This window comes from Sinorhizobium mexicanum (assembly GCF_013488225.1).
GTDB lineage: Bacteria > Pseudomonadota > Alphaproteobacteria > Rhizobiales > Rhizobiaceae > Sinorhizobium > Sinorhizobium mexicanum.
The window spans coordinates 635,568-648,888 of the sequence record NZ_CP041241.1 but is presented as its reverse complement, the minus strand read 5'-3'; the positions used below and the strand labels follow the sequence as shown (position 1 = coordinate 648,888).

Genomic DNA, 13,321 nt, shown 5'->3' with positions numbered 1-13,321 from the left:
ACTCCTCCTTGAAAAGCGGGAGCACATCCTTCCGGCATTCACCGTCCCGCTTGGCGAATGCGGCGGCAGTGATGCCCAGCCCCTGCCGGACATCTCCGCGCGACGGCTACCGAAGGCTCCTCTTTCCCTCGGCGGCCTCTCCGTGCGGCATCAACCGAACAAGCGTTGTCCGCTCTCGGAGTCGAACAGGTGAACATGGGCGGCATCGATCGACAGGCGGATCGTGTCGCCCGGTTTCGCGTTCACTCTTTCGCGGAAAACACAGGTGACGTCGCTGCCTCCGAGCCGGACGATCATCTGCGTCTCGTAGCCGGTCGGCTCTATCACCGCGATCTCGGCGGGCAGTCCGCTCGGATCCAGGGCCATGTATTCAGGCCGAAGCCCGTAGACCAGTTCCCGTCCGTTGGCTGCCGCGGCGGGGCGCGCCACCGGGAGCGCCGTGCCGTCCGCCGTCACGAACGCATCGCCGTCGGCCGGATCGAGCCTGCCCTTGATCATGTTCATCGCCGGCGAGCCGATAAAGCCGGCGACGAACAGATTGGCCGGGTTGTCATAGAGATCGAGCGGGGCGCCGATCTGTTCGACGATGCCGTCATGCATCACGACGATCTTGTCGGCCATGGTCATCGCTTCGATCTGGTCGTGGGTGACATAGACGGTGGTCGTCTTGAGGCGCTGATGCAGTTCCTTGATCTCGGCGCGCATGGCCACGCGCAGCTTTGCATCGAGGTTCGAGAGCGGCTCGTCGAAGAGAAATACCTGCGGGTCGCGCACGATCGCCCGCCCCATGGCGACGCGCTGGCGTTGGCCGCCTGAGAGCTGGCGTGGGTAGCGGTCGAGCAGCTTCGACAGACCGAGGATTTCCGCCGCCCCGCCGACGCGCTTGTCGATATCCGCTTTGGGCGAACCGGCGAGCATCAGCGAGAAGGCCATGTTGTCGGCAACCGTCATATGCGGATAGAGCGCATAGTTCTGGAACACCATGGCAATGTCGCGGTCCTTCGGCGGCAGCGAATTGACCACGCGGTTGCCGATGCGGATTTCGCCCGCGGAGATGTTTTCAAGTCCCGCCAGCATCCGCAGAAGCGTCGATTTTCCGCAACCGGAAGGGCCGACGAGGATGACGAACTCACCGTCCTCGATCTCGATATTCACGCCTTTGATGACGGGAAAGGCACCGAACGATTTCCTGACATCGACGAAGTCCACGGCTGCCATATGCGTTCCTCCCAATATCTGCCATGCTGGTCGCTTGCGTCCGGTCATCCCCTGCCCGTCCGCGAGCGACCTTTGGAATTTCTCCTATCCGCGTCCGACCAGCGGCATCTTCGTCGCCATGACGGTCATGGTCAGCACATTGGCCGTCAGCGGCAGGCTCGCCATGTAGACGACGGCCTCGGCGATGTGCGCGACGGGAATGGTCGGCTCAGGCGCGACTTCTCCATTGGCCTGCAGCACGCCCGTGCTCATCTTCTCGGTCATGTCGGTCGCCGCGTTGCCGATGTCGATCTGGCCGCAGGCAATGTCGTGGGCCCGCCCGTCGAGCGCGGTGGATTTCGTCAGCCCCGTGATCGCGTGTTTGGTCGCTGTGTAAGGGGCGGAATTCGGCCTCGGCGTCGTCGCGGAGATGGAGCCGTTGTTGATAATCCGTCCGCCGCGCGGGTCCTGGGTCTTCATCAGCCGGAAAGCATGCTGGGTGCAAAGGAAGGCGCCGGTCAGGTTCGCCGCGACGATGTCGCTCCACTGCTCGAACGTCACATCCTCGAGCGGCACCGGCGGCACGTTCGAGCCGGCATTGTTGACAAGCAGGTCGAGCCGACCGAACTCGTCCCGGATTGCCGCGAACAGGGCCGCGACCTGGGCCGGATTGCCGACGTCGCAGGTGATCGCCCGCACGGCGGCGCCGGTCTCCCGCGCAATTTCACCGGCCGCGCGTTCCAGCACGTCAGGCCGGCGGCCGGTGATGACGAGGGTGTAGCGCTCGATGCTCAAGGCCTTGGCTATCCCTCGACCGACGCCGGTGCCGCCGCCGGTCACGAGCGCGATCTTTCCTTCGCCCGACCTTTTCGCTTGCGCCATGTCAGATCCTCCCTCCGAGTTCGTCCTCGATATGGATCCGGATGATTTCGTCGAAATTGCTTTCCGCCGTAAAGCCGAGCTCGCTTGCACGGCGGGCATCGAAATCGGTGGCCCAGCCGGAGACGATCGAGGCGATGATCGGATCCGGTTCGCGGCGGATAAGGCGTACCGCCTTCTCGCCGGCAACCCGTCCGAGCGCGGCGATTTCCTCGCCCACCAGTGCCGACAGTCCCGGCATGGTCAGGTTGCGCCGCGGCCCGATGCTTGCGGTGTCCATGCGCGCCGCATGGACGAAAAAACCGACCGCCGAACGCGGGCTTGCGAACCAGTGGCGGACGTTCTCGTCCACCGGCAACACCGCCTCCTGCCCGACCAGCGGCTCGCGCAGAATGTTCGAGAAGAAGCCCGACGCCGCCTTGTTGGGCTTGCCGGGCCGGACGCAGATGGTCGGGAGACGGATGCCGATGCCGTCGAAGATGCCCCGACGCGTATAGTCGGCGAGCAGCAATTCGCAAATGGCCTTCTGCGTGCCGTAGCTCGTCAGCGGGGTCGTGAAAAATTCGTCCCCGATCTTTTCCGGGAAAGGCTGGCCGAAGACGGCAATCGACGAGGCAAAGACGAGACGCGGGAAGTAGGGTCCGTTGCGGTTTTCGTGGCGGATCGCCTCAAACAGCGAACGCGTGCCGTCGAGATTAACGCGGTAACCTTTGTCGAAATCGGCCTCGGCTTCGCCGGAAACGATCGCCGCCAGATGAAAAATAACGTCCGGCCGTGACGCAATGAGCCGTTCTGCGCCGCCCTCGGAAGAAAGATCGACTGCCGGCGCGGTCGAAGTCGCGGAAAGTGTCGCGGGTACGGGTGCCTCGACCACGTCCACCAACGTGAGCCGGGTGATCTCGTAGCCGAGGGCATCCGGCTCTGCGGCGAGTTTCTCGACCAGCTTGCGGCCGATCATTCCCGCTGCACCTATGACCATGACATGCATTCGCGTGAACCTCCGTATTCCGCCCGGGACATTCCGGGTTCAGCGTGTCTTTTCACCCTTGCCTGTCGGCTTTTCCGCTCGGCCGTGCTCGACGAGCAATTCCTTCGTCGTCTCGTAGATTCGCATGAGATGATGGCGAAACGCCGCGACGACGGCCTCACGGTCGCGCCGGGCAAGCGCTGCCACGATCTCGCTGTGATCCTTGTAGCTGGCGTCGATCGCGCCGGGCCGCGACATGGCACTGCGCCGGTAGTTCATCATGTAGGTGTAGAGATCAGTGACGAAGTCTGAGAGCAGCGGATTGCCGCAAGCCCGATAGATCGCCACATGGAACTCACGATCGCAGATCAGGAATCGCATGGCGTCGCCGCCGCCGAGCCGCTGCGCTTCGAGCAGGCTCTCCAGCTTGCGGAGCGTATCCTCGTCGATGTTTTCGGCGGCGTCACCTACGACCTTCAGCTCGATATGCAGCCTCGCGGCGTGAACCGCCTCGAGATCGTAGCTATCGATGGCGTTCGGCGAGGCGATCGTCACGGTCACGTCGCTGAGGTCGACATTGGCGACCCGGCTGCGGCTACCTTGGGAAACCTCGATGATGCCACGCGCGGCGAGCGTCTGGATGGCGCCGCGCACGGTCTCACGGCTGACATGGAGCACATTGGCGAGTTCGCGCTCGCCCGGAAGCTCGTCGCCGGGATGCAGCATGTTGGTCGCAACGAGAACCATCAGCTTGTCGGCAATCACGTCACGCGCGGTGCGACGTTCGAGGCTCCGCCCGATCTTCGGCATTTGCGTGAGTATGGGACTGCCATTCACTGCGTCTCACCTCCCAACTGATCCACTGGTTGGTCCACCGGATCAGTCATACAAATAGACCCCGCAAAGAAGGAGGCCGTCAAGCGCAGTTCGTCGCGGCAGCGCGTCAAAAATGCGCGGCTTCTTGTGCGGCGCACGCGGATTGCAAGACGTTTCTTGCGAGGAATGAATGCAGAGACACCTTGCCCGCTTATACGGCTAACGCACTGTTTCGCCGCCAGGTTCAGCCGTGATCGTGCCCTTCACGATCGCTGCGTGATGGGAGATCGAGCCCGAAGGTTTTCGCGAGGTCATCCACCTGCTGGGGGCTGAGATACCGCGGATTGAGATTGCGCAACAGCAGATAGAGCTTTGCCGTTTCCTCCAGCTCTTCGGTGGCGAACACAGCCGCCTCGAGGCTGTCGCCGGCCACGACCGGGCCGTGATTGGCAAGCAATACCGATGCATACCTGCCCGCAAGTCCACGGATCGCATCGGCAACCGCCGGGTCGCCGGGGCGATAGTAGGGTACAAGGGCCGTTTCACCGGCACGCATCAGATAATAGGGCGTCATCGGCGGCAGCGCTGCGCGCGGATCGATCTCCGGCAACATGGTGAGCGCCACCGCATGGGTGGAATGCAGGTGGACGATGGCGCGGGCGCTGCCGCGCGTCTCGTAGAGAGCAGCGTGAAGCGGGATTTCCTTGGTCGGCTTATCGCCCGAGATGAGTTGGCCCGCGGCGTCGAGCCGCGATATTCGGGCGGGATCGAGAAAGCCGAGCGAAGCGTTGGTCGGCGTCACCAGCCAGCCGCCATCGTCGAGTCTCAGCGATATGTTGCCCGACGATCCGGGCGTCAGGCCCCGCTCGAAGAGCGATCGCCCATAACGGCAGATTTCCTCACGCAGACGGTTCTCGGACATGACAATCCCTTTCCTGTCAGGCGGTCGCCCCTTCGATCAGCTCAAAACCGAGGTCGACGACCTGCGACGGCGCATCCGTGACGACAAGTTCCGCAGCCACTCGCCCTGTTGCAACCCGGGGCGTTCGGATTGTCGAGAGCGGCTGCGGCGTCACCCGGCCGATGTCGAGGCCGTTGTGGCCGAAAAGTGCCAGGCGTTCGGGCACCTGAATGCCGCGCGCCAGACAATGGAAATAGCCGCCAAGCGCCATGTCGTCGTTCGAGAAATAGACCGCATCGAGGCCCGGCATTCTTGTGAGCAGCCGCTCCAGCGCCAATCGTCCGCCCTCCACCGACGAGGCGCCGGCGTGAATTTCACTATCGACGAGCGGAAAGCCGGCGGCACCCAGCGTCTCGCGGAAACCTGCGAAGCGTTTTGCCGCGCGGGTGTCGCGGTCGAGATCGTGACCGACATAGCCGATCTTGCGATAGCCGCGCTTCAGGAGAAAATCGGCCGCGACGGATCCTGCCGCGCGATTGGAGAAACCGACCGCCAGGTCCTGTGCAGCGCCATCCAGATCTAGCAGTTCCACGACGCGGCACCCGCTCGCGCGCAGCATCTTCACTGTGCCGTTGGAGTGCTCGAAGCCCGCCAACATCACCGCTGTCGGCCGCCAGGCGAGCATTGCGGCGACGAGCGCTTCCTCCTTCTCCGGCTCATATTCGGTCACGGAGAAAACTGCCTGGTGCTGGTTCTCCTCTAGAATGCCGCTCGCCCCGCGCAGCACATCGGCAAACACGATGTTCGTGAGCGACGGAATGACCATCGCAACGAGGCGCGAGCCAGCGGAAGCCAGCGTGCCTGCGATCCGGTTCGGCACATAGCCGAGCCGCTCGACCGCCTCCATCACCCGGTCCTTCGTCTTGCGGGAAAACGAACCGTGATTTCGAAGAACGCGCGAAACCGTGCTCTCGCCGACGCCGGCCGCTTCGGCGACCTTCGCAAGCGTCACCATCGTGTGGTGCCTGGCATCCAAGTTCACGTCCAACCCTGTTTTCTTACAGACCGCCGCTTCGCAACTGCCTGATAGATTCAATAGCAAGATATTTTGGCAGCGCTACCAATTTCAAATTGGCAGCGCTGCCAAAACCCACTAGAAAGAACTGCAGACGCCGAAACAGGCACAGGACTATCATCGCTTCCTCCCTCGATTGGAGCATGTCGCATGTCGTCTCAGTTGGAAAATGCAGGCGGTACTGTCCTCGCCGCTGTGATCGGCCTCGGCTCGATGGGGTTCGGCATGGCGCGGTCGATGAAACGCGCAGGTCTCGACGTCGTCGGCTACGACATCGCACCCGCAGCGGTCGGCCGTTTCGTTGAAGAAGGTGGACGAGGTGCAGCTACGGCCGCCGACGCGGCGCGCGGAGCAGACATCATCGTCTCCGTCGTCGTGAATGGCGCACAGACTGAAGGGATACTGTTCGGCCCAGACGGCATCGCTGGCGTGATCAAACCCGGCGCGGTGTTCGTCTCCTCGGCGACGATGGATCCCGCCGTCGCTAGAGATCTGTCGCAGCGGGCAGAGGTCCTCGGTTTCCACTACCTCGACGCACCGATTTCCGGGGGTGCAGCGAAAGCCGCCAGCGGCGAACTGACGATCATGGCGTCCGGTTCGAAGGCGGCGTTCGAAGGCGCCCGCCCGGCTCTCGATGCAATGGCCGCCAAGATCTACGAACTCGGCGATACGGCGGGAACCGGCGCGGCCTTCAAGATGATCAACCAGCTTCTGGCCGGTGTCCACATAGCGGCCGCCTGCGAAGCGATAAGCTTTGCCGCCAAGCAGGGGCTCGAGCTCGGAAAGGTCTACGAGGTGATCACTGCTTCGGCCGGCAGTTCCTGGATGTTTGAAAACCGGGTGCCGCATGTGCTTGCCGGCGATTACACGCCGCGCAGCGCCATCGAGATCTTCGTCAAGGATCTCGGCATCGTCCAGGACATGGCCCGGTCCGAGCGCTATCCCGTGCCGCTCGCGGCAGCGGCGCTGCAGATGTATCTCGCCGCCGCGGGCGCCGGCATGGGCCGCGACGACGATTCCTCGCTTGCCCGGCTCTATGCCCAGCTTTCCGGCGCAACGCTACCTGGCACCAACTCGAAGAAAGAATAGGACGCGACAATGCCGGCCTTCGCCGCCAACCTGACGACGATGTTCAACGAGTGGTCGTTCCTCGACCGCTTCGACGCGGCGGCGGACGCCGGATTCGCCGCCGTCGAATATCTGTTTCCCTATGAAGTCGCGCCGGACGTCATTGCCGAACGGCTTGCCCGCAACGACCTCAAGCAGGCGCTGTTCAATCTGCCACCAGGCGACTGGGGAGCCGGTGAACGCGGCATCGCGGCGCTCCCCGGCCGTTTCGACGAGCTGAGGTCGAGCGTGGAACGGGCGCTCGACTATGCGGCCGCGACAGGCGTAAAAAGGCTGCACCTGATGGCGGGTCTCGCCGATCGCGACGACGAAGAGGCCGCATCCTCCTATCGGCGGTCCATCGCTTACGCGGCCGAACGTCTGGCGGAGAGCGGCATCGACCTGCTCATCGAGCCGATCAACGGACGAAACATGCCGGGCTACTTCCTCAACGACTTCGGTGCGGCCGAGCGCCTTGTCGCCGAACTGGACCTGGCGAACCTCAAGCTTCAATTCGACATCTATCACCGCCAGATCCTGCACGGCGACATCGTCATGGCGCTGCGTCGCCTGTTGCCGATGATCGGCCACATCCAGATCGCGAGCGTCCCTTCCCGCCATGAACCCGATAGCGAAGAGCTGAACTATCGATATCTCTTCGAGGAAATCGACCGCCTCGGATATGATGGTTTCGTCGGTTGCGAATATATCCCGCGTGGCCGGACGCTCGACGGCCTCGACTGGTACAAGCCTTTTGCCCGGAGTTGAGCGATGACCATCCTGCTCGGATCGATTGCTGACGACTACACCGGCGCCTCCGACCTCGCCAATACGCTGACAAAGAACGGGCTCCGCACGGTGCAGACGGTCGGCATTCCTGATCCGTCGCTGCCGTTGCCCGATGTCGACGCGGTGGTGGTTTCGCTGAAGATCCGCTCGGTCGCCGCGCAGGAAGCCGTGGCCGCCGCGGGCACGGCCGAACGCTGGCTGCGCGGGCGCGGAGCGATGCATGTGCTTTACAAGATCTGCTCGACCTTCGATTCGACCGACCAGGGCAATATCGGCCCGGTGACGGAGGCGCTTGCGGAGGCCGCGGGCGGCGGCACGGTGCTCGTCACCCCAGCCTTTCCGGAAACCGGACGCACCGTTTATCTCGGCCACCTTTTCGTCAACGGCCAGCCGCTCGACGAAAGCCCGCTCAAGGATCATCCGCTCAATCCCATGCACGACGCCAATCTGGTGCGGGTCATGGCCAGCCAGTCGCGGGGCGCGATCGGCCTCATCGACCTGCCAGCCGTGGCGGGCGGACCCGATGCCGTGAAGGCGCGGCTCGATGCGCTGCGTGCCGAGGGCGCCGGCGCGGCGATAGCCGATGCGGTCTTCGAAAGCGATCTGGAGACACTCGGCGAGGTCGCGCTTCGGACACCGGTATCGATCGGCGCCTCCGGTCTCGGTCTTGGCCTCGCACGCGCACTCGTGCGTTCCGGCCGTGTGCCGTCGACGGTCAATACCACGGCCGACGCCATCCGTCCCGTCGGCGGGCATGCGGCCGTCATCGCCGGCAGCTGCTCCAGCGCCACTCTTCGCCAGATTGCCATCGCCGAACAGGCAATGCCGGTCCTGAGGCTCGATCCCGAAAGATTGCTCACCGCCGCCTCGGACGAAATCTCAGCCGCACTTTCCTGGGCAGGGGAGCGAATGGAAGCAGGGCCGATCGTCATTGCCGCCAGCACCACGCCCGAGGCCGTTTCCGACCTGCAGTCGCGCTATGGACGCGAAATATCCGGGCGCGCCATCGAGGCCGCTACCTCGGCGATCGCCGCCGAGTTGGTGGCAAGAGGCGTGCGGCGTCTCGTCGTCGCCGGCGGGGAAACCTCCGGCGCGACCGTCGACATGCTGGGAATTCCGGCGTTCCTGATCGGCCCGGAGATCGCGCCCGGCGTGCCAATGCTCCGGACGATCGGCAATTCACAGGGCGAGATGCTTGTGACGCTCAAATCCGGCAATTTCGGAGGCGACGACTTCTTCGCCACGGCGCTGGCGATGATGCGCTAAAAGGGGCGGCGGGTGCCCCCTCGTCCACCCCCGCCGCCCGCTGGCGCATGCTTCTCTCCGATTGAAGGACGAAGACATGCAGCCATTCGAAGTGCCCAAAAGCGCTTCACGCTTTTGGGCAGCAAGAACTGGCACGACAACCCCGGCTGATTGGATCGTTCCGGCTCCGAGTTTGTCCGGGCGCCCCTCTGTCCTGCCGGGCACCTCCCCCACAAGAGGGGAGATTGAGCGCGCACGGGCACGAAGGAATTACAGGCCGTTGTCCTTCATGATCTGGCCGGCGTTCTCCTTAGTCACCTTCATCGTGTCGAGCGTCACGGTCTTCTCGACCTTTTCCCCATTCAGGAACTTGAGCGCCTGACGGAGTCCCTCGGCACCGGGTGTGGCATAGAGGAAGGTCGCGGTGAGTTCACCGTTGTTGACCCAGGTCACGCCTTCACCCGGCAGGGCATCGATGCCGATGAACTTGATATCCTTCTCACGGCCGGCGTCCTTCGCCGCGAGATATGCACCGTAGGCCATCGGATCGTTGTGGCCATAGACGAGATCGATCTTCTCATTGTTGCGGAGCGCCGTCGCCATGATGTTATAGGCCTGGTCCTGCTTCCAGTCGCCCGACTGCTGGTCGAGCAGTTGCTTGATGCCCGGTTCCTTGTCGGTAAATTCGTGGAAGCCATCGTGCCGGTCGTGCGCCGGCTGCGTGCCCATGCCGCCCCAGATCTCGACGACATTGCCCTGAGCCTTGCCTTTGCCGCCAAGAAGCTCGACCGCATATTCGCCCGCCGCCCGGCCGATCAGCTTGTTGTCGCCGCCGACGAACTGGGTGTATTGGTCGGTCTCGACGTTGCGGTCGAGGACGAAGACGGGGATCTTCGCGTCGATCGCCTGCTGGACGACGCCGGTCAGGCCGGCCGATTCCTTTGGCGAAATGAGCAGCGCATTGACTTCCTGGCGGATCAGGTTCTCGACGTCGGCGACCTGTTTCTCCGTCTTGTCCTCGCCATCCGTGACGATGAGTTCGACTTCCGGATGTTTCGCGGCTTCGGCGATGATGTCCTTGTTGAACTGCGCGCGCCATGGCTCGATGGTGGTCGCCTGGCTGAAGCCGATGCGCCATTTCTTGTCCTGGGCCATCGCATCCTTGCCCGGCAAGAGGGCGGTGGTGGCCGCCAGGACGGCCGCAAAGGCCGCCAGTCTCATGATGTCACGACGTTTCATTCTTCCTTTCCTCCCATAGTTAGAGACAAGGTCTCTCTTGACGACCGCTCCTCCGCGGCCGTTTCCCGTTGCGCCGGGCGGCGGCTTGTCAGCCGCAAATGGGCGAGCACATCGTAGGCGTTGCGCTCCTGGACGAGCACAGTGCCGATGATGATCACGCCCTTCAGCACCAGCTGAAGATTAGAATTGATGTTGTGGAGCTGCAGGATGTTGGAGAGCAGACCGAAGATCAGAACGCCGCAGAACGTGCCGGCGAGACTTCCGCGCCCACCCATGAGGCTCGTGCCGCCGATCACCACGGCCGCGATCGCGTCGAGCTCCAGTCCCGCGCCGGCATCCGGCTTGCCTTGCCGGTATTGTGCCACGTAGAGAACCGCGGCGATGCCGGCGAGCAGCCCGGAGATCGCGTAGGTGACGATCTTCACCCGTCCAGCATTGATGCCGGAGAGCCGCGCCGCCTCCTCGTTGCCCCCGATGGCGTAGACGTAGCGGCCGAAGGGCGTGAAGCGCAGAACGACGCTGTAAAGGATGATCGCGGCGATGAAGAAGATGCCCGGCATCGGTACGATGCCGAAGACGAGCTGGCGAAGCACGTCGAAATCCGCGGTGGCGTTGCTGCCGGTATAGACGGGAAGGACCGCATTGTTCTGGCCGGCCGTCAGCCGGGCGATGCCAAGTGCCGTCACCATCATCGCGAGCGTGACGATGAACGGCTGCAGCCTGCCGACAACGATGATCGCGCCGTTGATCGCACCGAAGAGCAAGCCCACGGCGGGCGCAACCAGAAGGACGCCCAGCACGCCGAACTTCGTCTGCACCTGCGGCAGCAGGAAGCTCAAGACGAGGGCGCACAAAATGACACCGCCAACTGCGGGCAGCAGCGTGCCGCGCATCCGGTCGAGTTGCACGTCCCTGATATTGGCGATGCCGCTTCGCGTCTTTTCGATATTGACGAAAATGAAGCGAACGACGACCGCACCGACAAGAAGCGACGCCAGTCCGACAGCCGGCATCCCCAGAAAAACGGCAGGCGTTTCGCCGGGCACTGTCAGCAGCATGGCGCAAACGACGCTGCAGATCGCCATCAGCGAACCGACGGAAAGATCTATTCCGCCGGTGAGAATGACGGCCGTCATGCCGGTGGCAACAAGACCCGTCGTCGAAACTTGCCGCAAAACGTCGAGAAGGTTGCCGGAAGAAAGAAAGATGTTTCTGCCAGACGAGGTCACCGGCGAGGAGAGAACGCCAATCAGGAAGATGGCGATCAGGCCCCAATAGAGTTTCGTCTGGGATAAAAGTCTCAAGAATGTCATGCAACGGCCCTTCCAAGCGCACCGCTCCGTGGGGCGGCGAGCTGCATGAGGCGCTCCTCATTCGCCTCTTCCCGGGAGATAAGTCCCGTCTGGCGGCCTTCCGCCATCACCAGGATACGATCTGCAAGGTGCAGGAGCTCCGGCAATTCGGAGCTCACGACCACGATTGCCAGCCCCTCCCCCGCGAGCGCGAAGATGAGGTCGTAGATCTCGCGCTTCGCGCCGACGTCGATGCCGCGTGTCGGCTCATCGAGCAGAAGCACGCGCGGCCCGGTAGCAAGCCACTTGCCGATCACCACCTTCTGCTGATTGCCGCCCGAAAGCGTCCCGGCGATCTGGTCGATGCTGCCGCAGCGCACGCCGAGAGTCTGGACGGCCTTCCTGCTCAGCGAACTTTCCGCATCGAACGAGCGCAAACCGAAACGCGCCAGCCGACCCACCAGCGGCAGAGCCACGTTGTCCGTAATCGAGTCGTGGAGATGCAGCCCTTGGGTTTTCCGGTCTTCCGTGACCAGCGCAATACCGAGGCGGCGGGCATCGAGCGGGGAACGGATGTCGACCGGTAAGCCATCGAGGCGGATCTCGCCGCCGCGCCGACCTTCGCTCGAACCGAAGATCGTTTCCAGGATCTCGGTGCGCCCGGCACCGAGCAGCCCGCCGATGCCGAGGACTTCGCCCGCGCGCACATCGAAGTTCACACCCTTCAGCACATCGCGCCAGCCGTGCCGGCTATATGTCGAAAGCGAAAGGCCACGCACGGACAACACCGGATCGCCGTGCGTCGACCGGTCGACACGCTCCGCCTCAAGCAGGCTGCGCCCGACCATGGCGGCGATGACCGTGTCTTCATCGAGGTCGGCCCTCGGCCGGGTCCAGACATGGCGGCCATCGCGAAAGACGGTGATGCGGTCACTCAGATGCATCACTTCGTCGATGCGATGGGAAATATAGATGATGCCGACGCCATCGGCAGCGAGCTGCCGCATGATCTTGAAAAGCCGCTGGCACTCGCCGGGCGACAGCGCCGAGGTCGGCTCGTCCATGATGAGAATCCGCGCCTCAAGCGAGAGAGCCTTGGCAATCTCGACAAGCTGCTGCTCGCCTACTCTAAGCTGTCCGACGCGCGCCTCGGGATCGAGTTCGATGCCAAGACGCCGCAGCAGCACGCGCGACGCGTCGAGGCTTGCCTTGCGGTCAACGAAGAGGCCGGCGATCACGCGCTCGCGGCCGAGAAAGATATTGTCGGCGACGCGGAGCTCCGGAACGAGGTTCAACTCCTGATGGATGATGGCGATCCCGGCCGCTTCGGCGTCCCTGACTGTCGAGAAGCGTACCGGCGCGCCATCGACACGCACGAGACCGTCATAATCGGGATAGACGCCGGAAAGGATCTTCATAAGCGTCGATTTGCCGGCGCCGTTTTCGCCCATGAGAGCATGGATCTCGCCGGCGCGCAGATCGAAGCGCACATCCTTGAGCGCAGCAACGCCCCCGAAGGATTTGGAAACGCCTTCGGCGGTCAGAACGACGCGCCGGGCATCGCCGTGCGGATCAGAATGAGGCGAGATCGCATTATCATCGCGCATGACATTGGCGGCCTCCCCACCACCGATATCTGACGACCATTTTCACATGTTTCCTGCAGCCTATTCTAAACGTTTCGAGCGTGTCAAGCGGCTAAAAATTCAATCGGATCGGACCTATTGCACAAATTCTCCGGCTCACATAAGGTTCTCCCAGCCGTATTTCTAAACGTTTTGATCTAAAGATGCAGCGCCGTCGTTCACGAAAAT

The 13,321-nt window shown here is 63.2% G+C and carries 12 protein-coding genes; 3 read left to right on the top strand and 9 right to left on the bottom strand.

Features of this window, described 5'->3' with window-relative positions; all coding sequences use genetic code 11:
• Window positions 1–150: 150 nt before the first annotated feature.
• From FKV68_RS27265 to FKV68_RS27240, 6 genes are all read right to left on the bottom strand, one after another.
• On the bottom strand, window positions 151–1,218 hold the full coding sequence (locus tag FKV68_RS27265) for an ABC transporter ATP-binding protein (protein WP_180943633.1): 1,068 nt from the start codon (window positions 1,216–1,218) through the stop codon (window positions 151–153).
• A gap of 84 nt (window positions 1,219–1,302) precedes the next feature.
• Window positions 1,303–2,079 carry an SDR family oxidoreductase gene (locus FKV68_RS27260; RefSeq protein WP_180943632.1) on the bottom strand — a complete coding sequence of 259 codons (777 nt, stop codon included), beginning with the start codon at window positions 2,077–2,079 and terminating at the stop codon, window positions 1,303–1,305.
• Window position 2,080: 1 nt separating this feature from the next.
• A complete protein-coding gene (gene denD, locus FKV68_RS27255) occupies window positions 2,081–3,064 on the bottom strand; it encodes a D-erythronate dehydrogenase (RefSeq protein WP_180943631.1) in 984 nt (327 codons plus the stop codon).
• 39 nt (window positions 3,065–3,103) lie between these two features.
• Window positions 3,104–3,880 carry a FadR/GntR family transcriptional regulator gene (locus FKV68_RS27250; protein ID WP_180943630.1) on the bottom strand — a complete coding sequence of 259 codons (777 nt, stop codon included), beginning with the start codon at window positions 3,878–3,880 and terminating at the stop codon, window positions 3,104–3,106.
• 223 nt (window positions 3,881–4,103) lie between these two features.
• Window positions 4,104–4,781, bottom strand: coding sequence for a 3-oxo-tetronate 4-phosphate decarboxylase (gene otnC, locus FKV68_RS27245; protein ID WP_180943629.1), 678 nt, complete (start codon window positions 4,779–4,781; stop codon window positions 4,104–4,106).
• Window positions 4,782–4,797: 16 nt separating this feature from the next.
• Entirely contained in the window at window positions 4,798–5,775 is a 978-nt protein-coding gene (locus FKV68_RS27240; RefSeq protein ID WP_180943918.1) for a LacI family DNA-binding transcriptional regulator, read from the bottom strand.
• Window positions 5,776–5,985: 210 nt separating this feature from the next.
• Here FKV68_RS27240 and ltnD point away from each other — a divergent pair, with 210 nt between their 5' ends.
• The 3 genes from ltnD to otnK are packed head-to-tail and all read left to right on the top strand — an operon-like array spanning window position 5,986 to window position 8,997.
• Window positions 5,986–6,924: an L-threonate dehydrogenase gene (ltnD, locus tag FKV68_RS27235; protein ID WP_180943628.1), complete on the top strand. Its 939-nt coding sequence runs from the start codon at window positions 5,986–5,988 to the stop codon at window positions 6,922–6,924.
• Between the two features lie 9 nt (window positions 6,925–6,933).
• Entirely contained in the window at window positions 6,934–7,710 is a 777-nt protein-coding gene (gene otnI, locus FKV68_RS27230; protein WP_180943627.1) for a 2-oxo-tetronate isomerase, read from the top strand.
• A gap of 3 nt (window positions 7,711–7,713) precedes the next feature.
• Window positions 7,714–8,997, top strand: coding sequence for a 3-oxo-tetronate kinase (gene otnK / locus FKV68_RS27225; protein WP_180943626.1), 1,284 nt, complete (start codon window positions 7,714–7,716; stop codon window positions 8,995–8,997).
• 249 nt (window positions 8,998–9,246) lie between these two features.
• Here the strand turns inward: otnK and FKV68_RS27220 are convergent, their stop codons facing one another.
• The 3 genes from FKV68_RS27220 to FKV68_RS27210 are packed head-to-tail and all read right to left on the bottom strand — an operon-like array spanning window position 9,247 to window position 13,114.
• A complete protein-coding gene (locus FKV68_RS27220; protein WP_180943625.1) occupies window positions 9,247–10,215 on the bottom strand; it encodes a substrate-binding domain-containing protein in 969 nt (322 codons plus the stop codon).
• Window positions 10,212–11,528 (bottom strand): ABC transporter permease, encoded by a 1,317-nt coding sequence (locus FKV68_RS27215; RefSeq protein WP_180943624.1) that lies wholly within the window; start codon window positions 11,526–11,528, stop codon window positions 10,212–10,214. The genes FKV68_RS27220 and FKV68_RS27215 overlap by 4 nt, the downstream gene beginning before the upstream one ends.
• Window positions 11,525–13,114, bottom strand: a complete 1,590-nt coding sequence (locus FKV68_RS27210; RefSeq protein WP_180943623.1) for a sugar ABC transporter ATP-binding protein — start codon at window positions 13,112–13,114, stop codon at window positions 11,525–11,527. Before FKV68_RS27210 ends, FKV68_RS27215 begins: the two co-directional genes overlap by 4 nt.
• Window positions 13,115–13,321: the final 207 nt, after the last annotated feature.

Bases quoted from the DNA above. Each gene is read 5' to 3' on its own strand.
- FKV68_RS27265 (WP_180943633.1), bottom strand. From the start codon at position 1,218: ATGGCAGCCGTGGACTTCGTCGATGTCAGGAAATCGTTCGGTGCCTTT.
- FKV68_RS27260 (WP_180943632.1), bottom strand. From the start codon at position 2,079: ATGGCGCAAGCGAAAAGGTCGGGCGAAGGAAAGATCGCGCTCGTGACC.
- denD (WP_180943631.1), bottom strand. From the start codon at position 3,064: ATGCATGTCATGGTCATAGGTGCAGCGGGAATGATCGGCCGCAAGCTG.
- otnC (WP_180943629.1), bottom strand. From the start codon at position 4,781: ATGTCCGAGAACCGTCTGCGTGAGGAAATCTGCCGTTATGGGCGATCG.
- FKV68_RS27240 (WP_180943918.1), bottom strand. From the start codon at position 5,775: ATGGTGACGCTTGCGAAGGTCGCCGAAGCGGCCGGCGTCGGCGAGAGC.
- ltnD (WP_180943628.1), top strand. From the start codon at position 5,986: ATGTCGTCTCAGTTGGAAAATGCAGGCGGTACTGTCCTCGCCGCTGTG.
- otnI (WP_180943627.1), top strand. From the start codon at position 6,934: ATGCCGGCCTTCGCCGCCAACCTGACGACGATGTTCAACGAGTGGTCG.
- otnK (WP_180943626.1), top strand. From the start codon at position 7,714: ATGACCATCCTGCTCGGATCGATTGCTGACGACTACACCGGCGCCTCC.
- FKV68_RS27220 (WP_180943625.1), bottom strand. From the start codon at position 10,215: ATGAAACGTCGTGACATCATGAGACTGGCGGCCTTTGCGGCCGTCCTG.
- FKV68_RS27215 (WP_180943624.1), bottom strand. From the start codon at position 11,528: ATGACATTCTTGAGACTTTTATCCCAGACGAAACTCTATTGGGGCCTG.
- FKV68_RS27210 (WP_180943623.1), bottom strand. From the start codon at position 13,114: ATGCGCGATGATAATGCGATCTCGCCTCATTCTGATCCGCACGGCGAT.